Consider the following 22,168-nt stretch of genomic DNA (forward strand, 5'->3'; position numbering starts at 1 on the left):
CACTCCATCCACGCAAAAAGAGGCGGTTCTCCCCTTCACTCGGGGCCCGCCTCTAGTCGTCTCTTGGTGTGGCCATGCTTTGGCCCTTGGTACATTCTTCCTAATACCAAGTTATTATAAAATGGAAAGTTCGTCAATTACCGCCTAAATACGTCTCATACTACGACGTCGTAAGTAATAGATCATAATCGCCAATGTCGCCGCCAAAAAAACAATCTGCATCAACGTACGAGGCAACAAAGCTTGATGAGCTTCCGTCGCCATGCCAGATAGGGCGTAGTAAACATTTGCCGGAAACATACAGATGAGGAGAAGCGAGAGACCTCCCGCCGCCCAAGTGACTGTCGGACGCCACAACAAACCAAGTGCCCCGGCCAATTCCAACACTCCGGTGAGCGTCACAATAAACCCAGGGTAAGGCAAAGCAGGCGGCACCATACTGATCAACTCCTCCCGCATCCCCACAAAATGAACGGTGCCGGTCAACACGAACATCGCCGCAACTCCGCCCCGAAGGGCGACAGGCCAAGGACGCAGTCGTTTCACTCCCGCCGCTCCCAGGACAAGAACCACCAGCGGGACAACGATAAGGGGGATGAGAGGTTCCACGCACAGACCTCCTTTTTATCATTTTCACAAAAATCGTGCCCTCAGAAACCTTTGGAGATCATCAGATACAGAATCCCAAGCGGAAGCAACGTCGCGATCGTCCCGTAAACCGTCCAATTCCGAGAAGCCTTATGGTAGGCTGCTGAAACGGTGCCCTTCTCGATACCATCGGCGCTGAGTCGAATCATTTTGCTTTGCATGGGAATGAGGATAAACAACCAAATCAATCCGCTCAAGGCAAACAAGCCGAGGGACACGGTAAGCCAATTCAGCCCGGCCAAAGAGTAGCCCAAGCCGCCCGTCATCATGCCGCCGGAAAGGACGATCAGGACCAGTCCAGGAATCGTAAAAATATAATCTGCGATCATCACGTTCTTAGCCGCATAGTGCATAATTTGTGGATTCCCCGTCCGGTCTGCCCGGATTTTCCAAAATGCCGCCGTGATGATATTTCCCACCAACAATAAGACACCTAATACATGCAAGGTTAACCATACTCCCATAACCGATCACCCTTTCTGTTCCCGTTTTCTGACGGGGTTCAAAATGTTCGTCATCAGTGAAGTTAAGTCCTGTGCATTAACCAGCGCGTGCACGTTCGGAATTCTGGCGCGAATTCGGAATCCCAGCGTCATGAGCGTGAACAACTCTGCGGTTTTGCCCGCCTCGACCGTGTCGGGAATAACGCCGTGCTGCTGACCCGTTTCAATCCAGATCTGAGATAAGTAAACGGTCCGCTCATAATACTGCTTCAGAGCCTCTGCAACGGTCGGGTCCTCTTCCTTGCCAAACAAATACACGAGCACTTTGTTGGTCACATTCTGCGGGTTTTCGAATTCAACAATGCTGTCCTTAATCTTCTGCATCGGATCATCGAAGTTCCGCCGACCTTGCTCAATCTCATGCATGAAGCGTCGGTTCGTTTCTTCAAGCCCTTCTTGCAGGATCAGCACAAAGATGTCGTCCTTGCTGTTGACATAATGGAAAATCGCGCCTTTAGACAGGCCAGATCTGCCCATGATGTCCTGCGTTGTAATCGAATGGCATCCCTTCTCCTGAATCAACTCTTTCGTTGCATCAATCAGCCGTCTTAACGTCCGTTGTCTGCGCTCCTCCTGTTTCAACTCGAACCCTCCGGAAAATTCTTCAAATTTGATGTATCTTCATTATAAATACCGACCGTTGGTTTGTAAATAGAGGGCTCCAGTATTTGTACTCTACAATTCTGTTTTTGATTTCGAACCACAATCCATTTACACAAAAAGAGGCAGTCCCCTTTGATTGGGAACCGCCTCATATTAATTATTGGATTATGCCATGCTTCAGCCAATAATTAATAACTTAACTGATTGACTCAGGTAATCTGAGTTCAAGCTTGTCCAAATCAACGACAAAACCGTTTGCTTGTAAAATATCCAAGCCTAGCAATCCCTGATGTGACTTAGGCAGCATGCCTACATCAACTTCGACTCGCTCCAATCTAAGAGAATCTATGATAATCTCGTCAAGAATTTTCGTGTAAAAAGGGACAGTTCCACCAATTCCATACGCCTCGTAAACCGGATCACCATTTTCATAAGTAACCCCAATTTTCTCCAGGACATCCGGACTGAATACCGTATGCGAAGAACCTGTGTCAACAATAACGTCCGAGATTTTCATAGATTGACTACGATATTGTACGGTCAGCTCTACCGTAAGCAAGTTGCCATCATAATGGATATCCATACTTAATGCCTCATTCTAACCAACGGGTTATTTCGTATATGGATGACACATTCTTCGTTTGAGGTGTGATACACAATCTGACCTGGCTCCACATTAAAGAACGCCTTGTTAGCCTCATGGTCAGGAACAGTTCTTACAGGGGCGACTTCTGTAACAATCTTCTTTCCCTCTTCCTCGCGATAATCAAGAACGGAAAGAAGGACGAATTGATCGGGAAACAGCTTTCTTACCTCCTGCCACTGCATCGTAAACCCTCCTTATTCAATGGATATCCGCATAGCCGATCGCGCTAGTTGATTATAGTTTACCATAATTCTCTGGCTTGCCTTAGCATTTTATATTGTCGGGAAATAGTCTTTTTAAATCGTATCGATATTATTTTGTAAATTCTCCTTTAATGCATCAATAATCATTATCGTCGTGGGATAATTTCGAAATTTGATATGATAAGCCAGATATAGTTCATTCGTTACTCTAAACTCAGGATAGATTATTTTTACGGTATGATTGTGAATAGATTTTTCTAGCATATAATTTGGAAGAATGCTGATTCCAGCTCCATGTTCTATCGCCGTCAATATTGAATGAAGATCCGGGAGAACATGTTTGATTTGCATTTGCGGTCTTTTCTTAAAATATTCTCTCCAAAATCTTCTGATGATCGGTAATTCACTGCCATAACTGAGCCAATCTTGTGAACACAACCAGGCTTCAAAGCGTTCCTTATCTTCATAATGATGTTCTTCAAAGTGATAAGGTGCAACCAGTACAAATTCTTCTTGAACATAATGGATATATTCAATGCCAGGGGCAGGGATTTTTTGGGACGTGATAATCATGTCAAGTTTTTCCTCGATCAGTAATTCAAGAATATAGGAGGCCACCCCAAAAGTTGCATTAACTCGAAATGGAAATTTATTTAAATTACGAGCTAAATTCTCACGGAAGTATTCGTATCCTGTACCGATTTTAACCATGGGGACGGTTAATGAGTTTTCCATTTTGAATTTTTGTGTAGTCTCCTCCAAAGCTTCAATAAGAGGAACCACTTGTGTGTAAAGCTCTTTCCCTTTTTCGGTGGGAATCATTTTTCTTGCAGTTCTCGTAAATAATTTTTCGCCAAGCTCAGCTTCCAATGCGGCTAAATGCTGGCTCAATGCAGGTTGAGTCATTAACCTTATTCTTGCCGCTTCAGAGACTGATCTATATTTATAAATACTGATAAAGCTACGGTACCATTCAAAATCCACAGCTCTTCCCCCTTTACCAAAGGATATGTGAAAAAGGGGTAAGCAAAGCTTACCCGAAAATTTGGGGCCTAATAATCCTCTTTTGTTGTTGAGCACCCCAAAGAGTAAATAAGATGCCTGCGACTGTAACGATCGAAGCGACCCATGGAACAGCTACTAGGCCTCCCCCAAATTGTAAATCAATAACCACACCTCCGATATACGCACCAAGCGCATTTCCTAGGTTAAAAGCGGCTATATTTAGCGTCGACGCTAGCGTTGGTGCTTCCTTGGCCGTATTCAGCATATGAAGTTGTAATCCTGGTACGGTTCCAAAAGCGGCTATTCCCAGTATAAAAATAGTAATCAACGCAGGTACTTTATACTGATCCGTAATTGAAAATACCGCCAAAACTATGGCCAACACAACGAGTATCCCGAGGAGTGACGGCATTAATTTGCGGTCAGCTAATTTTCCCCCAATAATATTTCCAAGCGTGATGCCGACCCCGAACAACACCAGGATATAAGAAATGAAATTTGTCGGGAACTTGGTAATATCAGTTAAAATCGGTGAAATATATGTGAACGCTGTAAAGACTCCTCCGAAACCAAACGTCGTCATTAAAAGAGCCACGTAAACTGCTGGTCGACGCAGCACACCAAGCTCCTGCTTTAGACTTGATGAAGTTGCTTCAACTTTGGGAACAAGTACAGCAATTCCTATCAAAGCGATGAGGCCTATTACAGTAATCGTCCAAAAAGTGGATCTCCATCCATAGGCTTGGCCGATAAATGTACCGATAGGGACACCCAAAATATTTGCAAGGGTTAGACCGGTAAACATGATGGCAATCGCTCCAGCCCGTTTTTCCTTAGGAACCAGCCCGGCTGCAATAATGGATCCAACACCAAAAAAGGATCCATGAGTTAACGCAGCCACGATCCGAGCTATCATTAAAACTCCATAGTTTGGTGCGAGGGCAGCCAATAAATTACCTGCTATGAATAGAATCATAAGAAACAGAAGCAACTGCTTTCGCTTCATTCGATGAGTCGCAATAGTAATGATGGGAGCTCCAAAAGCCACACCTAGTGCATAACCGGTAATCAGCAACCCTGTTAAAGGGATGGAAACCTTCAAGCTTTCCGCCACTTCAGGAAGTAAACCCATAATAATAAATTCAGTCATCCCAATCGCAAATGCCCCTATTGTTAGCGCAAGTAACGCCAATATCGGACTTTTACTTGCTGATTTATTTTCAATTTCTACTGCCTCCAAATAAATAACCCCCTTTTATTATGGCAACAAAGAATGCATGAGGCCACTATTTCAAAATAGCAGCCCCATTCCTTTATCCTAATTTTTCAATGACGGCTTTAGTTACAGCCAGAGTAGACTGAGGATTTTGACCAGTAATCAAATTTCCATCAACTTCATGATGGGATGTCCAGTTCGGTGCTGCACGAAAAATAGCTCCCAATTCACGAAGCCTGCTCTCCAGAAGAAAAGGAAGAACGTTGTCTAAGCCGGTTTGGGCCTCTTCCCCATTAGTAAAAGCATTTACCCGTTTGCCCGCCACAAGGGGCAGTCCATTCGATAGTCTGACTCCCGTAAGTCCTGCGGGGCCGTGACACACTGCAGCAACTATTTTCCCTGCTTCATAAAAGTCACGGATCAATTCGTGAAGATGTTGATTTTCCGGCAAGTCATACATCGTTCCATGACCACCCGGCAGGAAGATAGCATCAAAGTCACTAACAGTTACAGCATGGATAGGAACTGTGTTTTCAAGTTGCTTTGCAGATTCCAAAATTTCTCTTGGAGTTTCCTCATTCACGCTGTTTGGATCGACTGGACTCCGCCCTCCAAGCGGGCTTGCTACTGTAACCTGGTAGCCCTGCTGAATAAATTCTTGATAAGCTTCAGCGAATTCGGACAACCAAATTCCAGTTTTTCTTCCTTCATGGATATCTGAATGGTTAGTGACAACAATCAATATCTTTTTATTCACTTGGCTTCCTCCTTTTATAAGCGTTGACTGACTACAGGAATTATTCTACGGTTCAATAACTAATAAAACAAATTAGATTAATGCTATATATCCATAAATAAAATTATAGATAAACCGGAGTAAAGAGAATTCAAAACGAGGACGTAAAGTATCATGCGCCCAATTACAAGATAAGGGCCCGCCAATCGATAGGCAGTGGGCACGCTGTGAGCAGGATATCGGCGGATTCCCTAACTTGAAGGCATGTTTACCACAGGCACCGGTCAGGGATTTTTGTATCTGATGCAGTGGAATCGAGCCAACCCGAACCTCTCACTCCAAGGCTGCATGGTGACTCAAGCGGTAGTCGCCCTTATCTTTAACCTCGGAGCGCTTTATTTTCTTAAAAGGAGAAATGTTTATCATTGGACAAGCTAAATGTAAATATAAAAACTGACGCGGAGGACGCCGTCCATGCCATCCTATGCCAACAAACCAGCCTTAATCTCTGAAATTCAGAAAACCGCTCGATTATTTATCGATTGAGAAAGGTTGGATGGAAAGGATGAACACAGTGGCCCCAAAGTTCAGCAGAGATCAAGTGAAAGCCTTCATTAAAGACAACGATTTAAAAACAATGGCGGATGTTCAGTCTGCCCTAAAAGAATTGTTTGCCGACACGCTGCAAGAAATGTTGGAGACGGAGCTTGATCATGAGCTGGGCTATGCTAAGCACGACGTTGCAAATAAGCAGACAAAGAATAGTCGCAATGGGAAGAGCAAGAAGATGATCACCAGTGAATACGGTGAACAGGAGATTCGTGTGCCCCGCGATCGTAACGGTGAGTTTGAACCCATGATCGTAAAGAAGCATCAGTCGAATGTAACCGGCATTGAAGAGCAAATCATTGCGATGTATGCCAAAGGCGTTAGCACTCGGGACATCCAAGATCACTTAGCTCATCTGTACGGCATTGACGTGTCTCCGACGATGATCTCGAACGTGACCAATAAGCTCATCCCCCTCGTTAAACAATGGCAAAACCGTCCGCTGCAAGGCGTGTATGCCGTTGTATTTATGGACGCCATTCATTTTAAGGTGAAGCAGGACGGCGCGATCGTAAATAAGGCAGCCTACATGGTCATCGGCATCGATCTCGACGGAAACAAGGACGTTCTCGGCATGTGGATCGGGGAGAATGAGTCCTCGAAGTTTTGGTTTAGTATGCTCAATGATCTGAAAAACCGCGGCGTTCAAGACATTCTCATTACATGTGTGGATAATCTCACCGGCTTTTCGCAGGCTATTACCGCTTGTCCGAATACGGAAATCCAAAAGTGTGTGATTCACCAGATTCGCAATTCAACGCGCTATGTATCCTACAAGGATCTGAAAAAAGTAACAGCAGATTTGAAGCCCATCTACAAGGCTGCAACGGAGGACATGGCCTTAGTAGAACTTGATCGATTCGAGGAGACCTGGGGCAATAAGTATCCGCTGATCGTGCGTTCTTGGCGCACAAACTGGGATGAGATTGCAACTTTCTTCAAGTATCCTCCGGAAATTCGTAAGCTCATCTATACGACCAACATGATTGAAAGCTACCATCGTCAACTACGTAAGGTCACGAAGGGAAAGAGCATATTCCCATCTGACGAATCCTTACTCAAGATGCTTTATCTCGCTACGATGGATGTTACTCGCAAGTGGACAGGCCGTGTCCAGAATTGGGGACAGATCTTGCTGCAGCTCTCCGTTTTCTTTCCGGATCGCATCGGCCCCCATCTACGTTAATTGATTCCGGCATTTTCACTAGGAGGGTTTACACAAAATTCTTGACAGACTCACCAAAATATAAATTACCTTGAGCTTTTGTATACTAAAGTTCAAGATAATTTGTTGATATATACACGTCATAATGGGCTATCTTATACCTCTGAGGGACGCATAACAAATGAGTATACGGAAGACAAGCAATTTGAGATGTTCGCGGAAGCAGTGGGCGCTAAATAACTTCAGCATCCATGACTTGGACCATTTCAAAGTAACCCGGAGTGGAATTGGGCGCAATTCCACAATCCGAAGGATTTGGCGATTTCGCTAAGCCTCGAGGCATCCGAGCTGTTGGAGAATTTCCAATGGAAATCGTCTGAAGACGCGGTATCGCAGAAAAAACAAGAAATCGCCGACGAACTGGCCGACGTGCCTGATCTACTCGATTTATCTGGCCGATGCGCTGGACCTCGACATCGAAGACATCATTCGGAACAAAATGCGGCGGAACGGCGCCAAATATCCGGTGGAGAAGTCTTTTGGCAAGATGACCAAATATAACGAGCTATAGGAGTGCGGGACGTCGCCGGCCTGATCGAAGCCGCCGCGAACAACTGGTATCTGAAGCAGCTCGGCTACAGCGCGGTAGATGAGTTTATGAAGCGGATCGAGGAGGAGATAGGGTCGTAGGGGCTGCTGGCGAGCTCCTATGATCCCAACGAACCCAATGGTGAGTGAGGGAGGTTCAACGCAAAGATGTTGTGGAAAGTGAACGGAGTCAGTGTGCTGTATGCTTTTTCTCTATGTGTTCAAGTGGAGCTTCTGATGAATGTGTATCGGCTGGAAAGAGTCACTGGAATCGCCCATATGGATCGTTATGTTCCTGTGGCGGTGCTCCTTCTCTTTGTTCTGTTCTCCATCCTATCTTATGTTCTGACGAAGTTCCAGCTGAGCCCAGGAAAACGAAAGTACCTAACAACGATCTTGTGGATTCCTTATTTCCTGCTGTTCATCAAAGGATTTGCCTCTGCCTATCCGATCACCGATCCCCAAGAGGTGCCGCTTCCGGGGATGGGGTTGGTCATGATCGCGGCGTGTGGGTTGTATCCGTTCTATATTGCGGGTTTGATGTTTTGTGAGGATCTTAGAGCAAGAGAGGTCTGGTAGTGTTTGGCAAGGTTTAGTATTAAGCAGTAAGAAATGGGTTTAGAGGGACACATTTTTAGGAGATTAGAGAAAATTTAAGGTGCCTCATAATAATTAAATCTATTTGCATTTTATTAATCCAAAATCTACCATAAAAAATTTTTTTAAAGTTATAAAAACTATTTTGCCTGTTACGCAATCAAAAACTAATTTTGGGTGATTGAATTATATCCTTATAATTTTAAATTCGTAGATGGAGCTTCTCCAATAACATTAATTTCGAATATGAACTGTCGAAAATTGACACATTTTTTCTAATACATATAAAAACATCTTTTTTTCGACAAATGACAATGATTTACTTTGTTATAATATATATGGGATTATTAAAAAGTCATAAAGAAAGATAGAAAGGAGGGGTGTAAGTACCTAGGGCATGAATGTTAATAACTTAAAATTATTTAAGGAGGAGGCTAAGCAAATGTTGGAAAGAATTAAAAATGAATTTAATTTAGAAAACAAGCTCGCTTATTTATTCGCCGTACTATCAGCGGCACTAATTTCGTCTTTATTATACGCTACTAACGCTTACGCTGATTTACAGGGTATATTTTATCCAAACTCCAGTAAGGCTACATATGGCACTGCAAATAACGGTTCAGGTTATACTGATGATTTGGCTTATTCCTATTGGAGGTCAGAAACTGCGCAAGGAAATAGTAATACACCTACTACATTGAGATTTTTTAATGTAAAAACAAGTAATGGGGCTAGTAAGCCATTTGGTGCTCAATATGGCATTTATAAAATCGTAGATCTACGTGAAAAAAGCAAAAGATTTGATGGATAATATTGATCTGCACCTACCAACTCTTTTACCTGATAACTTTAAACAAGAAAGTGTTATTTATAATGAACCACCAGCAATAATTAGGAATTCACTGCATAATTTTGATGAAGATTCCGTAAAAGAAGTAACAATTAGGTATAGAGATCAAAAGGACCCAACAAAATGGATAGATTATACCACTAAAAAGATGGAAATTGAACTAGTTGACAAAAACGTTCAACAAATTGAAATTAACGGAGTTCAGGGACAGTATTTAGAAAGTAAAGAGAAGGGAATTAGAGTGTATAATTGGTTTTCAAATGGAGCAAGTCATTTCGTTGTTGCTAAATATGGAATTGAGGAATCACAAATTTTGAATTTTATAAATTCGATAAAATAGTTTTAAATTATCAGAACCTTAAAACTAGGTCCTGATAACAATTTTAGTACAAGGAGGAACCATGAAAAAAGAAAAAGTTATGGTGGTTGTTTTATTGCTAATGACAATTTTAGGTTGTTCTTCAAAAGATAATCTTACAAAAACGAATGACATGATAAAAGAATATATTGATACTGCAAAAGTACCAGTTATTCAGGGTTTGGAAGTAAAAGAAGTCCTTGTTAATCTTGACAAAGAGACAGAAGAAGGGCTCCGAAATACTGTCATTATTTCGTACACGGATGAGAAGGGAAAACTCACTAAAAATGTAAATACGGATTCAAACGTATCGATATTTTATGGTCCTTATGATGGTGAGAAAGTTTTAACGATATCCATAAGCAAAGTTGAAGTTGAGCACGCTAATGAGATGCAAACTAAAAATATAAATAACCTTGAGCTATTGTATACAAAAGTTCAAGATAATTTGTATATTTATACACGTCATAATGGGCTATCTTATACCTCTGAGGGTCGCATAACAAATGAGTATACGGAAGACAAGCAATTTGAGATGTTCGCGGAAGCAGTGGGTGGATGGTAATTAACTTCAACTAACCAGGGTCTGTAAAATAAACTGTGTAAACTCTCCAACCAATCTATTAAACTAGGAGAAAGGTTGGATGGAAAGGATGAACACAGTGGCCCCAAAGTTCAGCAGAGATCAAGTGAAAGCCTTCATTAAAGACAACGATTTAAAAACAATGGCGGATGTTCAGTCTGCCCTAAAAGAATTATTTGCCGACACGCTGCAAGAAATGTTGGAGGCGGAGCTTAATCATGAGCTGGGCTATGCTAAGCACGACGTTGCAAATAAGCAGACAAAGAATAGTCGCAATGGGAAGAGCAAGAAGATGATCACCAGTGAATACGGTGAACAGGAGATTCGTGTGCCCCGCGATCGTAACAGCTCTCCGTTTTCTTTCCGGATCGCATCGACCCCCATCTACGTTAATTGATTCCGGCATTTTCACTAGGAGTGTTTACACAAAATTCTTGACAGACTCTCATTATTCAAGATGGACTTTCCCTAATTTACTTGACACGAAGTTAAGACCAATCTGTTATGAATGTTGTTTTTCATATTCCACTGGGCTCATATAACCCAATGCGGAATGCATTCTTTTCGTATTATAAAACATTTCGATGTACTCGAAGACTGCATTTCGTGCTTCCTTTTCATTGGTGAACTTTCTTGTTTCCGGCATCAGTTCGCGTTTTAACGTTTTGTAAAAGCTCTCCATCACGGCATTGTCATATGGATCTCCCAAGCGGGACATGCTGAGGATGGCTCCATGTGCTGCCAAGGTGCTTTGGTAACGTCGGCTTGTATATTGCGAACCTCGATCCGTATGTACAATCAGTCCTGCTGACGGACGTTCCCTTCCAACGGCTTGCAAAAAGGCGTCTATCACCAACTGTTCGGTCATTCGGGTGTTCATTGCCCAACCGACAACTTTCCTTGAAAATACATCAAGATAAGTGGCCAGATAGAGAAATCCATGCTGAAGGGGAAGGTAAGTGATATCTCCAACCCAGAGCGTGTTTTTCGTTTGGGCTTCAAACGCACGTTTCACTAAATTGTCCATGATTCCCGATCCTTTTGATTTTCGTCCGATCCGACTTCGTTTTCGATAAGAAACGGCAGCCAGTCCCATCCGCTGCATCAGGCGAGCGACACGGTTCTTGCTGGTAAACAAGCCGCGTTTGCACAACTCTAAAGCGATCCGGGGACTGCCATATCGACCCTTGAATGCTTTGTACACTTGCAAAATGGCTTCCTCGAGAATTTCCTGGTCGATGGTTCGTTGACTTTTTCTGCGTTTCTTCCAGTCATAATACCCTTGGGGGCTGATTCCAAGCACTTTACACATGAGCCGGACGGGATAGGTTTTTACGTGGCTTTGAATAAACCGATACTTGGCTACTCGGGCTCCTTCAAGAATGCCTGAAACTTTTTTAAAATCTCATTCTCCCTTTCGAGTTCTTCCAAGCGCTTTTGTAGCCGTCTGATTTCGAGATCCTTGTTGGCGATTGGTTTCCCGTTACCTGTAAATGCTTCATCACCGTGTGTTTGATATTCATACACCCATCGGCTCAGCATCGTAGGAAGAATGCCTAAAGCCTTCGCAACATGGGAGACCTTCTTTCCTTCATCCATGATCTGCATCACGGCAGCTATCTTGAAGGCTTTGTCATACTTTTTACGCACCATTGAAAAACACCCCCTTTACACAAAGTTATCCTTAGTCTTAACTCCGTGTAAAGAGGATTGATGAAAGTCCAAGAATTGGTGATTTTTTTCTTCTTTTTAACATTCAATAAAAACGGAGCGTCCAGCGGTCAGCTTTCACTGACTTTTTGGACAGCCCCTTCGGTTGCAAAATGCACAAATGACATAAACATTATCCCATTCCCGTAGTCGCTTTTACCGCAACCAAACAATTATACAAACACTCGCTTGACTTGTAAATATAAGGAAAACTTAATCTGATCAGTGCACATTTACTTCTGACAATACAATTCCTTCTTCAAAGGAGTTCACTTCGTTGTGCCAACGAAGAATAACATTCTTTAAGTTCTTATAATTGGGAACTTTGTTTTTTGTAACTAAAGGAACTACTTCATTAACATTAAAGTAATTGATTTTCTTTATTGTATTAGAGGGATTAAAATTCCCATTATCTCCTTTGTAATTAATCTCTACCTGCAATTCAGATACTTTTTCATTTCCAATGTACTTGACAGTAGGGTTTTCGATGTAATGATTCCCTTCCTTTGTGAATCTTATAGTCACTTCCCAATTTTTTGATTTTCCAGAGTATAATGCTTCACTTATAGTCGTCGATCTACTATTTATTAACAATAAACAGGCAACAATTAAAACAATACCGAATACAATACTTGATAACATAACTTTCCTTTTTCTTGATAATTTAATCAATTTTTTCGCCACCCTAAATAATGTCGAAGACAAGCGAATTGAACTTTGCATTCAATTCGCTTGTCTTGTGATAAAAATTAGTAATTTTTATGATACCAATCCCATTGATAGCCATAATCATTAGAAGAGTCATAAGCCCAATCATAAGAAATACCGGCGGAAGGTCCAGACTTATCAAATGACAAAGAGCCATTAGCAGCCAAATATTTATGAAAATATTTTCCTACAATAGAGGAAGAGTCGATTTTTCCACTTCCATTATGGGCTTTTCCAATTTTTATTTGCGACCATCCTTTATTACGATCAACTATAAAGGTTGTCCCATTTTGCTGAAATGCTTGTATTAAATTTACTGACCATCCAATTCCTGCTCCGGGAGTATACGTGTTATATCCAGTAATTTGGTTTCCGGCAGTTTCGGCACGTATTGCTGGATTTGATTGGCTAAATCCAAAGGTTTTATAAGAATACTTAGCTGTTGATGGATATGCATCGAAGTCATCTGTCCATGCTAGTCCCCATTGATCATCAGAAGTAAAAGTAGGTCCATAATTCCAATCCCAATTGTAATTTACCAAAAAATCAACTTTTCCAGCTGCTGCAGTAACTTGACTCAAAGAGATCATATGAGTAAAATTTGTGCCAAGTTGTTGCGTAGTTATTTCACCGTCACCAATGTAAGAGGATTCTGCGTAATGACCAGCATACGAACCATTTTGTGCAACTATATCCTTCTTTTGTTCAAGTTCAAGATTTTGAATTACAATAATAGGATATCCGTGATCTTGAAGATACTCGTTTAACTGATCTTCATTCATATCTGCTTTTGCGTAGGTAGTAGAAGATGATATTACTCCGAATGCAATAGCCAATATTGCAAAGCTTTTCATAAATTTTTCATAAAAGTTACCCTCCCTTTTTATCGTGCTAATAATTATTGAGGCTTTTTATGATTCAGCTGGCCAGCTTATCACCAATTTCTTACAATTATATTTTTTCATATATTGGGCGTTTTTTCAAGTTATTTTTAATATTTTACTATTATTTATAGACTATACTATTATTTGGGATTGTTTTGACTTTTTTATCCAAAAATATTTCAGGATGATAATACTTTGCTTCCTCGTTATTTGCTATTGGTTTGCTAAGTTAAGAATCCGACCCTGCTAGTAAGTAAGTTGATGTGGAGGTATGGTCTATGGAAGATTGCCAGAATGAATTGGACATGTTTCAAGCTGCTCTTGAAATTGAGTCAGTAAGCTGGGCACGGGAACACGCATCTTTCAGCTACCAATACTAAACAGCGAAAAGCCCCTTTTTCTGCCCCCGCCAACGGTTGAGGGCTTTTCTTTTGTAGATGCGTACGCACATGATATTTGAAGAAAATTTCTCGCAGGTCTCAATCTTTTATCTTTCACGGTCTGAAGGAAATCGCATGATCAGGCACTGGTGGGTGGCTACATGATAAAATAAAAAGGACGGCATGTTCAGTTGCCTCTTCAATTGAGCAAATGCTATTCCTGTAATTTGTTGTCACTGTCTACTCGTCACATGTGGGGTGCTGTACACTAAAATCGGGATGGATTTTATTGCAATTTTCTATCATCCGAATGTTGAGAAAGATAGTCCTTTAAGATACATGTTCTATTTCATAAAAAGAAACATTGATTCCGCTAACGGTGAATGATAGCCCAATTAACCGTTCATTGTTTAAATAGACCTATCTACCGTCAGTACTCATTCCATGTGGTGTAATTCAAGGGAATTAACAATTGGGGGACTGTTTTATGAAAACCGTATTTTTGGTAAAGCCGAGTATAGAATATTAAGACGAATACATTGATTTCAACGAGGAATGGAAGTCTAGCGGGGGTCTGTCAAGATTTCTGTGTAAACTCATTCCAAGCAATCCCCCCGAGGGGGGATTTGGCGCTTCTAACGTAAATAGTTACTGACCCGATCCGGAAAGAAGACCGAAAGCTGAATGAGCATCTGCCCCCAGTTTTGGACACGGCCTGTCCATTTTCGTGTCACATCCATCGTGGCCAGGTAGAGCATCTTCAGCAGGGCTTCATCGGTAGGGAAAATACTCTTCCCCTTGGTCACCTTGCGAAGCTGCCGATGGTAACTCTCAATCATATTTGTGGTGTAGATGAGTTTGCGGATCTCAGGCGGATACTTGAAGAAGGTGGAGAGCTCCTCCCAGTTGTTGCGCCAAGAGCGTACTATAAGCGGATACTTAGCGCCCCAGACTTCCTCGAAGCGCTCCATCTCTAGCAGCGCTCCTTCCTCGGTTGCGGCTTTGTAAATGGGCTTGAGGTCGGCAGTCACCTTCTTCAAATCCTTGTACGACACGTAACGAGTGGAGTTGCGGATCTGGTGAATGATGCACTTTTGAATCTCGGTCTTTGGATAGCCGGCCGCAATCGCTTCGGAGAAACCACTCAGATTGTCCACACAGATGATGAGAATGTCTTGGACACCACGATTTCGCAGGTCATTTAGCACGCTGAGCCAGAACTTACTGGATTCATTCTCCCCGATCCACATACCGAGTACATCCTTGTTTCCGTCCAGGTCGATGCCAATCACCATGTAGGCCGCTTTGTTAACTATGGCTCCGTCCTGCTTCACTTTAAAGTGAATCGCATCCATGTAGACGACCGCGTAGACGCCTTGAAGCGGCCGATTCTGCCATTCCTTAATGAGAGGCACGATTTTGTTGGTGACATTGGAAATGAGCGTAGGCGAGACTTCGATACCGTAAAGGTTTTGCAGATGGTCTTGAATCTCTCGTGTACTGACACCTTTGGCGTACAGGGCGATGATCTGATCTTCAATGCCAGTTACATTCTTCTGGTGTTTCTGCACAACAACGGGCTCGAACTCACCCATCCGATCCCGTGGAACTGCAATTTCCTGCTCTCCGTATTCGCTGACCACCGTCTTCTTGCTCTTGCCATTTCGGCTATTTGGCGTCATCTTGGCTTTGACCTCGTGCTTCTCGTAGCCTAAGTGCGTATCGAGCTCTGCTTCCAGCATTTCTTGAAGAGTTTCAGCAAACAGTTCTTTCAAAGCATTCTGCGCGTCTTGTGCTGTTACCAGCTTGTTCTCCTTAATGAAGGCTCGCAATTGCTCTTTCGTCCAAAGTCCCATGTATTCTCCCCAACCTTTCTATGTCTTCCATTTTACTGGGTTTAGGAGTTTACACAAACTATTTTACAGACTCTCTAGCGGGGAATCATATAATAAATTCGTGCTGAACATCATTAACCCAAACAGATACGTACACGTCATTAGATACACATAATACAAAATCAGAATATTACCATCTTTTTTATTCACATTTATGGTATCTTCATAAGAAAATAGATTGAGTCGTTTCTTCTTTACTTCCATTAGATCTCCTAAGTAGTTATTTTTCTGTCTCAACTATCAAAATTATTTTCTGATACTAATCTAATTTTCTAGCTGAAACTAACAAACTAACAGTTCACTGGTTATGGGATTTATATTTAAGTTTGGAAACGTAGACTATAATTTTCTGTTATATTCACAGCATTGTTTATTTTTCCATTACTTATTTGTAGAACTCGGTCAGTACTATAGATGATTTTTTTGTGATGTGTTGTATAAAGAATAGTCGAGTCATTACATTCTCTACGAAAGTTTTCCCATACGATTTGTTCTGTCAAATCATCGAGCCCGGAAGTAGGCTCATCTAAAATGATTAGTTGCGGTTTAGATAAGATTATTCTTGTCAATTCAAGACGTTGTTTTTCTCCTTTAGATAGGGTGTTTTTATCGACTAAGGTATTTAATTCCTAATTGCTTCAAAGCTGTCAAAATAAAGATTAAATTTAGATTGTTTGTACATCGTAAGCAATCTCCTAAATTCTGGAACTCATTAACTATTATTTTGAACCAACAAGTAATTCATATCAACACATTGAATGTGTTTTTAATTTTACAAATTAGTGAATATTTCCATATTTAATGACATTATTCAGTAGAACAAGAACCGATCAATCCGATAAGTAGAACATTCTCTTTTCAATCCAAGATTTGCTCTGCTCTTCATATTCAGGAGTATTTATCTTGTCCTGATGAGGTATTCATATTTTTTCACTAAAACGGCAACATTCAAGACTCCGAATCCAGAAGAAGCAGAAAGCCGGCCCTACCGGACCGGCTTCTCCCTCCAAATGGCTCGTCCACCCTTACCTCACAAACCGCCCGCTGCACACAAATCGCACCGTTTCCTGACGTTGGTTCGTGTTCACAATTAGATAAGGATAGAAAAGTTTGGGGGCAACCACAGTTCGAGCGTTATTCATTCACATGACCCGCATTGGGGCGCAAGCCTGTCCATTCTTTTCTTAGTTCAAAACAAACCTCGCTGATTATATTGAATTTTACAATCACGAACGTTTGCAGAAAAAACGCGGCGATCTCTCCCCGATAAAATACCGGAAATCAATCGCCGCTTAAACCACACTATTCGGGTGAACCTTCCCCCAGACGAAATGTTTTTCATAATCTAGCTTTTGCTAAAATCGGCAAACCGCTCCGGCTGATGGTTAAACTATTTGCGCAGCTCGGGGCTTGGGGCGATCTCTTTCACCCATTCGCCAGCGGCGGCTTCCGCGTTATTGCTTAGTCACAAGCTCCAGCTCGACCGGAATCGAGCTTTCTACCTGCTCGCCTGCGGCCACTTTCATCGCCGTTTCGATCGCCTTCTGACCGATCAATTCCGGCTTTTGCGCTACCGTAGCCGCCATCGTGCCGCTATTCACGGCGCTTACCGCGTCGTCCGTGGCGTCGAAACCGACGACGATAATGTCTTTTTTGCCTGCGGCTTCAATCGCCTGCAGCGCCCCGAGCGCCATTTCGTCGTTGTGGGCGAATACCGCCTGAACGTCGCTGTTGCTTTGCAAAATATTTTCCATAACCGTCAGCCCTTTGGCCCGGTCAAAATCGGCCGGCTGCGAAGCGACGACTTTCACGCCGTCTTTGCCGTCCACGGCGCTGTGGAAACCTTCGCCGCGATCCCGCGCTGCCGATGTGCCGGCAATGCCTTGCAGTTCAACGATGTTCCCTTTGCCGCCGAGTTTTTCAAGAATGAACTCCCCGGCCATTTTGCCGCCCGCTACGTTGTCGGAAGCGATGTGCGATACGACGGTACCGCCGTTTGCCGCCCGGTCTACCGTAATGACCGGAATATTGGCGTTGTTGGCCGATTCTACCGCCGTCACGACGGCGTCGCTATCGGTAGGATTAATGAGGATCACATCCACTTGTTGCTGAATCAAATCTTCGATGCCGCTGATTTGTTTCGAGGTGTCGTCTTGCGCATCGACGACGATCAGTTCCGCGCCGGCGGCCTGAGCCGCTTTCTCCGCGCCTTCCTTCAAAGTGACGAAAAACGGATTGTTTTGCGTGGAGATCGACAAACCGATTTTCACTTTGCCGCCGTTATCCCCCTTGCCGGCGGCATTCCCGGCGTTGCCTGCCGTCCCGCCTTCATTCCCTGTCGTGCACGCGGCAAGCAAGAGAAACAAAGCAAGCGTTAGCGGCCATACGATACCATACTTTTTCATTTTTCCAGGCTCCTTTTCGTTTAATTTTGCGCTTTTACGCTGTTCTTGTTTTCGAACGGTCGAGAAGCACCGCGATCAGAATGACAGCCCCTTTTACGACTTGTTGATAGAACGACGATACGTTAAGCAAGTTCAGACCGTTGTTCAGCACGCCGATAATGACGGCGCCGATCAATGTCCCGACGATCCAGCCTTTGCCGCCCGACAAGCTCGTTCCACCAAGCACGACCGCCGCGATGGCGTCCAGCTCATAAGAGACGCCTGCCGTCGGCTGCGCGGAGTTCAACCGCGAGGTGAGGATGAGGCCGCTGATCGATGCCAACATGCCGCTGATCGAGTAGACCAGCAATTTGACTTTGGATGTGCTAATCCCCGATAGCCATGTCGCCTCCTCATTGCTTCCGACCGCGTATACGCGCCGGCCGAAAGTGGTATGTTTCAGAATGATGTATACCACTGCAAACGCGAGAACCATCCAAATAATCGGTGTCGGTATTTGCAGAAAGTACCCTTTTCCAAGCAGAGCAAAATCTTTGTTTAAGCCGGTAATCGGCTTCCCGTCGGTGTAAACGAGCGTAAGTCCGCGGTAAATCGTCATCGTAGCCAGCGTGACGATAAACGGAGCCAGCCGTCCTTTCGCCACGATAAGCCCGTTGACCGCGCCCATAGCCGCTCCGGAGGCAATCCCGACGGCCACGGCCAGCCAGGTGTTCATTCCGCCGGCCATAAGCCCCGCCGTAAGCGCACTGGATAGAGCGAAAATGGAGCCGACCGATAGGTCGATGCCGCCGGTCAGAATAACAAAGGTCATCCCGAACGCAATCAGAGCGTTGATCGAGACCTGGCGAAGCACGTTAAGCAAGTTGTTGACCGTCAAAAAATTGTCGGCAAAAATCGACAGCGCGATCATGATGAGCGCCAGCCCGATAAGCGGCCCGATCCCTTGCAAGTTGAACCGTTTCAACGTTTGGGCGCCCGGCGTTTTAGCTAGCATATTGTTCTCCTCCCCCTGTGGCACAGATCATAATTTTTTCCTGCGTTGCCTCTTCTCTCGTAAAATGCCCCGTCAGCTTTCCTTCATGCATGACCAGAATTCTGTCGCTCATGCCCAGAATTTCCGGAAGCTCGGACGAAATCATCACAATCGCGACGCCCTCGGCCGCAAGCTTGTTCATCAGATCGTAAATTTCCTTTTTCGCGCCGATGTCTACGCCTCTTGTCGGCTCATCCAAAATGAGCACCTGCGGATTCGTCGCCAACCACTTGCCGATGACGACCTTTTGCTGATTGCCTCCGCTAAGCGAGCCGACCGCCTGCGCGCCGCTTGACGTTTTGATGCGAAGCCGCTGAATCATCGTGTCCGCCAGTTCCCGTTCCTTGGCCTCGCTGAGAAATCCGCCGTTTGAAACCGCTGTCAAATTGGTCATCGACAAATTGTCGCGGACGCTCATTGCAAGAAGCAGCCCTTCGTCTTTCCGGTCCTCCGTCACTAGCGCCAATCCGGCCCGGATCGCATCGCTCGGCTTGCGGATTTGCACCTTCTTGCCGTTGATGGCAATCGTTCCGCCGTCGATGGGCGATACCCCGAACAACGCTTTGGCCAGTTCCGTGCGTCCCGCTCCCATCAGGCCGGCGATGCCAACAATTTCACCAGCCCGGACGGAAAAGGAGATGTCGTGCAACACACCTTTTTGCGAGAGGTTCTCCACCCTAAGCTTCTCTTCGCCAAAATCGATGTGCGCTTTAGGGAAACGGTCCTTGATTTCCCGGCCAACCATCATTTTGACGATTTGATCCATGTTCGTCTCGGCCACCTTCTCCGTTCCGACATAGCGGCCGTCCCGCATCACCGTAATCCGGTCGCAAATCTGAAAAATCTCCTCCATCCGGTGCGAGATGTAGATCATCCCAACCCCTTGCCGCTTCAAGGAAGCGATCACCTGAAACAGCCCTTCAATTTCCCGGTTCGTCAGCGCAGCCGTCGGTTCGTCCAGCACCAAAATTTCCGTATTCATCGACAGGGCCTTGGCGATTTCGACCATCTGCTGCTGGCCAACGGACAATTCTCCGACTATGGCCTCCGGAGGAATCATCAGCCCAAGCTGCGACAAATACCGGGCCGACTCCCGCTTCATTTTGCGCCAATCGATCAGCCGGGTGGGGCCAAGCGTAAATTCCCGTCCGAGAAAAATATTTTCCATCACCGTCAAATGCGGGATCAGATTCAGCTCCTGGTGAATCATCACGATGCCAAGCTCCTGCGCGGCCGACGGCGACAAAATGGACCGCTCCTTGCCCTTAACCCGCACCGTTCCGCTGTCTTTCGTATAGATGCCGTTTAATATTTTCATCAGGGTCGATTTTCCAGCGCCATTTTCCCCCATCAAGGCGTGCACTTCGCCGGCTTCAAGCGTAAATTTCACCTGCTCCAGCACTTTTACGCCGGAAAAGCTTTTGTCGATTCCTTCCATCTCCAAAAGCGGCGTATTCATCTATAGCCCCCCCATCCTAAAAAATGACTCCCGCGTGCAAAATTACGTTGGCGTACGGCGTACATTCGCCGGTACGAACAACCGCTTTGGCCTCGCGGGTCAACTGCTTGAACCGCTCGTGCGTTACGTTGCCTTCGGCCGCCCCTTCAAGCAGAAGCGCCGTCTTTTCGTACAATTCCGGGCTGGCCTCCTTCATTTCAGCGGCGACCGTGTACCGCTCCACCTGCATTTCCTCCAAAATCGTCTCCAGCGTCTCCACATATCCGGGCACCCCGCGCTTCAGCGCCAGATCGATCCGTCTTACGCCGGGAGGAATCGGCAGCCCGCAATCGGCAATGACGATGGTGTCCGTATGGCCGAGTTCGCTGATCACTCTTGACAATTCGCTGTTGATGATTCCGATTTTTTTCATCGCTCATTCTCCTGTCTTGTTTTTCAGCTTTGCGGCGAACCGCTCCGCTTCCGCTTCGGAAGGCATGCCCGCCTGAGCGCCGAATTTCGTAACGGCGAGCGCAGATACGAGCGCCGCATATTCAACCGCTTCGCGCAAGCTCCGTCCCTTAGCGAGCGATACGGCCAAACCGGCATTGTAGCAGTCACCCGCTCCCGTCGTATCCACCACCTTAACCTGATGGCCCGGGACGGTTCGCACCTCGCCGTCCTCCGTCAAATAAGCGGAACCGTCCGCTCCAAGCGTCGTAATAATGTGCTTAGCTTCCATCTCTTTCATACGCCGCATCGCCGCCGCAAGCTTTGTCCCGTCCGCATCCATACCGGTGTAACGGCTTAGCTCCGTACGGTTTGGCGTAACGTAGTCGACATAGCCGAACAATTCCGGCGGCAAAGGCTGCGCGGGCGCGGGATTCAGCACGACCGTCTTGCCGAACGACTTCGCTTTCTGCGCCGCGTAGAAGACGGTGTCCACCGGAATTTCAAGCTGCAGCAGCACGATATCCGCACGGCGAAGCTTGTCTTCGTTCTCATCGATGTCCTCCGGGCTCACCCGGTAGTTTGCGCCGGGCACAACCACGATGCTGTTGTCTCCTTCCGCGACATAAATCGAAGCTACGCCCGTCGTGCAGCCGGGCAGGCGCTTCACGCCGCTGATGTCAACGCCATCCTGCCGCAGAGCTTCGAGCAGTTCCCGGCCAAAAGCGTCCTCGCCAACCGCGCCGATCATCGCCGTCTCCGCGCCAAGCCGCGCCGCCGCAACCGCTTGGTTCGCCCCTTTCCCCCCGGGGATGAAGCGAATCTGTTCGCCAAGCAGCGTCTCCCCAACCTGCGGATGCTGGCGCGTTTCCACCACAATATCCATATTCAAGCTGCCAATGACCGCCACTTTCGGTTTATTCATCGCACTCTATCCTTCCTGAAAATTGGGTAT

General features: G+C 45.0%; 23 protein-coding genes and 5 pseudogenes. 9 read left to right on the forward strand and 19 right to left on the reverse strand.

All coding sequences use genetic code 11. The annotated features are described in order from the left end of the window. Nucleotides 1-144: 144 nt before the first annotated feature. The 8 genes from M3G15_RS06255 to M3G15_RS06290 form a co-directional block, all read right to left on the reverse strand. Complete coding sequence (locus tag M3G15_RS06255) at nucleotides 145-609, reverse strand: DoxX family protein (RefSeq protein ID WP_036644103.1); 465 nt, start codon at nucleotides 607-609, stop codon at nucleotides 145-147. A 41-nt stretch (nucleotides 610-650) separates the two neighbouring features. Then, nucleotides 651-1,112 carry a DUF2269 family protein gene (locus M3G15_RS06260; RefSeq protein ID WP_009223470.1) on the reverse strand — a complete coding sequence of 154 codons (462 nt, stop codon included), beginning with the start codon at nucleotides 1,110-1,112 and terminating at the stop codon, nucleotides 651-653. A gap of 6 nt (nucleotides 1,113-1,118) precedes the next feature. Continuing rightward, nucleotides 1,119-1,733, reverse strand: a complete 615-nt coding sequence (locus M3G15_RS06265; protein ID WP_009223469.1) for a TetR/AcrR family transcriptional regulator — start codon at nucleotides 1,731-1,733, stop codon at nucleotides 1,119-1,121. 217 nt (nucleotides 1,734-1,950) lie between these two features. Further along, entirely contained in the window at nucleotides 1,951-2,337 is a 387-nt protein-coding gene (locus tag M3G15_RS06270) for a retropepsin-like aspartic protease (protein ID WP_009223468.1), read from the reverse strand. Nucleotides 2,338-2,339: 2 nt separating this feature from the next. Then, the gene (locus M3G15_RS06275; RefSeq protein WP_009223467.1) at nucleotides 2,340-2,582 is read right to left on the reverse strand and encodes a hypothetical protein; all 243 of its coding nucleotides are present in this window, start codon (nucleotides 2,580-2,582) and stop codon (nucleotides 2,340-2,342) included. Between the two features lie 114 nt (nucleotides 2,583-2,696). Next, complete coding sequence (locus M3G15_RS06280; RefSeq protein WP_036644101.1) at nucleotides 2,697-3,587, reverse strand: LysR family transcriptional regulator; 891 nt, start codon at nucleotides 3,585-3,587, stop codon at nucleotides 2,697-2,699. 49 nt (nucleotides 3,588-3,636) lie between these two features. Further along, nucleotides 3,637-4,848 (reverse strand): MFS transporter, encoded by a 1,212-nt coding sequence (locus M3G15_RS06285; RefSeq protein ID WP_009223465.1) that lies wholly within the window; start codon nucleotides 4,846-4,848, stop codon nucleotides 3,637-3,639. 73 nt (nucleotides 4,849-4,921) lie between these two features. Further along, nucleotides 4,922-5,581: a type 1 glutamine amidotransferase domain-containing protein gene (locus M3G15_RS06290; RefSeq protein WP_009223464.1), complete on the reverse strand. Its 660-nt coding sequence runs from the start codon at nucleotides 5,579-5,581 to the stop codon at nucleotides 4,922-4,924. A gap of 544 nt (nucleotides 5,582-6,125) precedes the next feature. Here M3G15_RS06290 and M3G15_RS06295 point away from each other — a divergent pair. The 8 genes and pseudogenes from M3G15_RS06295 to M3G15_RS06330 all read left to right on the forward strand — a co-directional run. Continuing rightward, the gene (locus M3G15_RS06295; protein ID WP_260070399.1) at nucleotides 6,126-7,355 is read left to right on the forward strand and encodes an IS256 family transposase; all 1,230 of its coding nucleotides are present in this window, start codon (nucleotides 6,126-6,128) and stop codon (nucleotides 7,353-7,355) included. Between the two features lie 264 nt (nucleotides 7,356-7,619). Next, a pseudogene (locus M3G15_RS06300) lies at nucleotides 7,620-7,905 on the forward strand (nucleotide pyrophosphohydrolase); the annotation flags it as partial. Between the two features lie 5 nt (nucleotides 7,906-7,910). Then, nucleotides 7,911-8,024: pseudogene (locus tag M3G15_RS06305) on the forward strand (HPr(Ser) kinase/phosphatase); the annotation flags it as partial. 66 nt (nucleotides 8,025-8,090) lie between these two features. Beyond that, entirely contained in the window at nucleotides 8,091-8,501 is a 411-nt protein-coding gene (locus M3G15_RS06310; RefSeq protein WP_260070400.1) for a hypothetical protein, read from the forward strand. A 460-nt stretch (nucleotides 8,502-8,961) separates the two neighbouring features. Next, nucleotides 8,962-9,330 carry a hypothetical protein gene (locus M3G15_RS06315; protein ID WP_260070401.1) on the forward strand — a complete coding sequence of 123 codons (369 nt, stop codon included), beginning with the start codon at nucleotides 8,962-8,964 and terminating at the stop codon, nucleotides 9,328-9,330. Next, the gene (locus M3G15_RS06320; RefSeq protein ID WP_260070402.1) at nucleotides 9,302-9,709 is read left to right on the forward strand and encodes a hypothetical protein; all 408 of its coding nucleotides are present in this window, start codon (nucleotides 9,302-9,304) and stop codon (nucleotides 9,707-9,709) included. Before M3G15_RS06315 ends, M3G15_RS06320 begins: the two co-directional genes overlap by 29 nt. A gap of 61 nt (nucleotides 9,710-9,770) precedes the next feature. Continuing rightward, a complete protein-coding gene (locus tag M3G15_RS06325) occupies nucleotides 9,771-10,292 on the forward strand; it encodes a hypothetical protein (protein WP_260070403.1) in 522 nt (173 codons plus the stop codon). 88 nt (nucleotides 10,293-10,380) lie between these two features. Continuing rightward, a pseudogene (locus tag M3G15_RS06330) lies at nucleotides 10,381-10,653 on the forward strand (transposase); the annotation flags it as partial. Between the two features lie 159 nt (nucleotides 10,654-10,812). Here the strand turns inward: M3G15_RS06330 and M3G15_RS06335 are convergent. The 6 genes and pseudogenes from M3G15_RS06335 to M3G15_RS06360 form a co-directional block, all read right to left on the reverse strand. Then, a complete protein-coding gene (locus M3G15_RS06335; RefSeq protein ID WP_311202262.1) occupies nucleotides 10,813-11,694 on the reverse strand; it encodes an IS3 family transposase in 882 nt (293 codons plus the stop codon). Then, nucleotides 11,673-11,963: a transposase gene (locus M3G15_RS06340; protein WP_035300391.1), complete on the reverse strand. Its 291-nt coding sequence runs from the start codon at nucleotides 11,961-11,963 to the stop codon at nucleotides 11,673-11,675. Before M3G15_RS06340 ends, M3G15_RS06335 begins: the two co-directional genes overlap by 22 nt. A gap of 279 nt (nucleotides 11,964-12,242) precedes the next feature. Next, the gene (locus tag M3G15_RS06345) at nucleotides 12,243-12,692 is read right to left on the reverse strand and encodes a hypothetical protein (protein ID WP_260070404.1); all 450 of its coding nucleotides are present in this window, start codon (nucleotides 12,690-12,692) and stop codon (nucleotides 12,243-12,245) included. Between the two features lie 77 nt (nucleotides 12,693-12,769). Further along, nucleotides 12,770-13,582 carry a hypothetical protein gene (locus tag M3G15_RS06350; RefSeq protein ID WP_260070405.1) on the reverse strand — a complete coding sequence of 271 codons (813 nt, stop codon included), beginning with the start codon at nucleotides 13,580-13,582 and terminating at the stop codon, nucleotides 12,770-12,772. 1,045 nt (nucleotides 13,583-14,627) lie between these two features. Continuing rightward, nucleotides 14,628-15,848, reverse strand: a complete 1,221-nt coding sequence (locus M3G15_RS06355; protein WP_260070406.1) for an IS256 family transposase — start codon at nucleotides 15,846-15,848, stop codon at nucleotides 14,628-14,630. 359 nt (nucleotides 15,849-16,207) lie between these two features. Beyond that, nucleotides 16,208-16,486: pseudogene (locus M3G15_RS06360) on the reverse strand (ATP-binding cassette domain-containing protein); the annotation flags it as partial. A 604-nt stretch (nucleotides 16,487-17,090) separates the two neighbouring features. On the opposite strand from M3G15_RS06360, the pseudogene M3G15_RS21630 reads away from it, so the two are divergent. Beyond that, nucleotides 17,091-17,183 (forward strand): annotated as a pseudogene (locus tag M3G15_RS21630) (IS3 family transposase); the annotation flags it as partial. Nucleotides 17,184-17,341: 158 nt separating this feature from the next. Here the strand turns inward: M3G15_RS21630 and rbsB are convergent. Genes rbsB through rbsK form a run of 5 tightly spaced genes read right to left on the reverse strand, consistent with a single transcriptional unit; the run spans nucleotide 17,342 to nucleotide 22,138 of the window. Further along, a complete protein-coding gene (gene rbsB / locus M3G15_RS06365) occupies nucleotides 17,342-18,292 on the reverse strand; it encodes a ribose ABC transporter substrate-binding protein RbsB (RefSeq protein WP_009223461.1) in 951 nt (316 codons plus the stop codon). Nucleotides 18,293-18,326: 34 nt separating this feature from the next. Then, nucleotides 18,327-19,286 (reverse strand): ABC transporter permease, encoded by a 960-nt coding sequence (locus M3G15_RS06370; protein WP_016314441.1) that lies wholly within the window; start codon nucleotides 19,284-19,286, stop codon nucleotides 18,327-18,329. After that, complete coding sequence (locus M3G15_RS06375; RefSeq protein WP_009223459.1) at nucleotides 19,276-20,784, reverse strand: sugar ABC transporter ATP-binding protein; 1,509 nt, start codon at nucleotides 20,782-20,784, stop codon at nucleotides 19,276-19,278. Before M3G15_RS06375 ends, M3G15_RS06370 begins: the two co-directional genes overlap by 11 nt. Nucleotides 20,785-20,800: 16 nt before the next feature. Next, nucleotides 20,801-21,196 (reverse strand): D-ribose pyranase, encoded by a 396-nt coding sequence (rbsD, locus tag M3G15_RS06380; RefSeq protein WP_016314443.1) that lies wholly within the window; start codon nucleotides 21,194-21,196, stop codon nucleotides 20,801-20,803. Nucleotides 21,197-21,199: 3 nt separating this feature from the next. Next, nucleotides 21,200-22,138 carry a ribokinase gene (gene rbsK / locus M3G15_RS06385; RefSeq protein WP_260070407.1) on the reverse strand — a complete coding sequence of 313 codons (939 nt, stop codon included), beginning with the start codon at nucleotides 22,136-22,138 and terminating at the stop codon, nucleotides 21,200-21,202. Between the last annotated feature and the right edge of the window lie 30 nt (nucleotides 22,139-22,168).

This window comes from Paenibacillus sp. p3-SID1389 (assembly GCF_025151705.1).
GTDB lineage: Bacteria > Bacillota > Bacilli > Paenibacillales > Paenibacillaceae > Fontibacillus > Fontibacillus phoenicis.

Bases quoted from the DNA above. Each gene is read 5' to 3' on its own strand.
- M3G15_RS06375 (WP_009223459.1), bottom strand. From the start codon at position 20,784: ATGAATACGCCGCTTTTGGAGATGGAAGGAATCGACAAAAGCTTTTCC.
- M3G15_RS06370 (WP_016314441.1), bottom strand. From the start codon at position 19,286: ATGCTAGCTAAAACGCCGGGCGCCCAAACGTTGAAACGGTTCAACTTG.
- M3G15_RS06325 (WP_260070403.1), top strand. From the start codon at position 9,771: ATGAAAAAAGAAAAAGTTATGGTGGTTGTTTTATTGCTAATGACAATT.
- M3G15_RS06295 (WP_260070399.1), top strand. From the start codon at position 6,126: ATGAACACAGTGGCCCCAAAGTTCAGCAGAGATCAAGTGAAAGCCTTC.
- M3G15_RS06275 (WP_009223467.1), bottom strand. From the start codon at position 2,582: ATGCAGTGGCAGGAGGTAAGAAAGCTGTTTCCCGATCAATTCGTCCTT.
- rbsB (WP_009223461.1), bottom strand. From the start codon at position 18,292: ATGAAAAAGTATGGTATCGTATGGCCGCTAACGCTTGCTTTGTTTCTC.
- rbsK (WP_260070407.1), bottom strand. From the start codon at position 22,138: ATGAATAAACCGAAAGTGGCGGTCATTGGCAGCTTGAATATGGATATT.
- M3G15_RS06350 (WP_260070405.1), bottom strand. From the start codon at position 13,582: ATGAAAAGCTTTGCAATATTGGCTATTGCATTCGGAGTAATATCATCT.
- M3G15_RS06315 (WP_260070401.1), top strand. From the start codon at position 8,962: ATGTTGGAAAGAATTAAAAATGAATTTAATTTAGAAAACAAGCTCGCT.
- M3G15_RS06260 (WP_009223470.1), bottom strand. From the start codon at position 1,112: ATGGGAGTATGGTTAACCTTGCATGTATTAGGTGTCTTATTGTTGGTG.
- rbsD (WP_016314443.1), bottom strand. From the start codon at position 21,196: ATGAAAAAAATCGGAATCATCAACAGCGAATTGTCAAGAGTGATCAGC.
- M3G15_RS06340 (WP_035300391.1), bottom strand. From the start codon at position 11,963: ATGGTGCGTAAAAAGTATGACAAAGCCTTCAAGATAGCTGCCGTGATG.
- M3G15_RS06310 (WP_260070400.1), top strand. From the start codon at position 8,091: ATGTTGTGGAAAGTGAACGGAGTCAGTGTGCTGTATGCTTTTTCTCTA.
- M3G15_RS06355 (WP_260070406.1), bottom strand. From the start codon at position 15,848: ATGGGACTTTGGACGAAAGAGCAATTGCGAGCCTTCATTAAGGAGAAC.
- M3G15_RS06270 (WP_009223468.1), bottom strand. From the start codon at position 2,337: ATGGATATCCATTATGATGGCAACTTGCTTACGGTAGAGCTGACCGTA.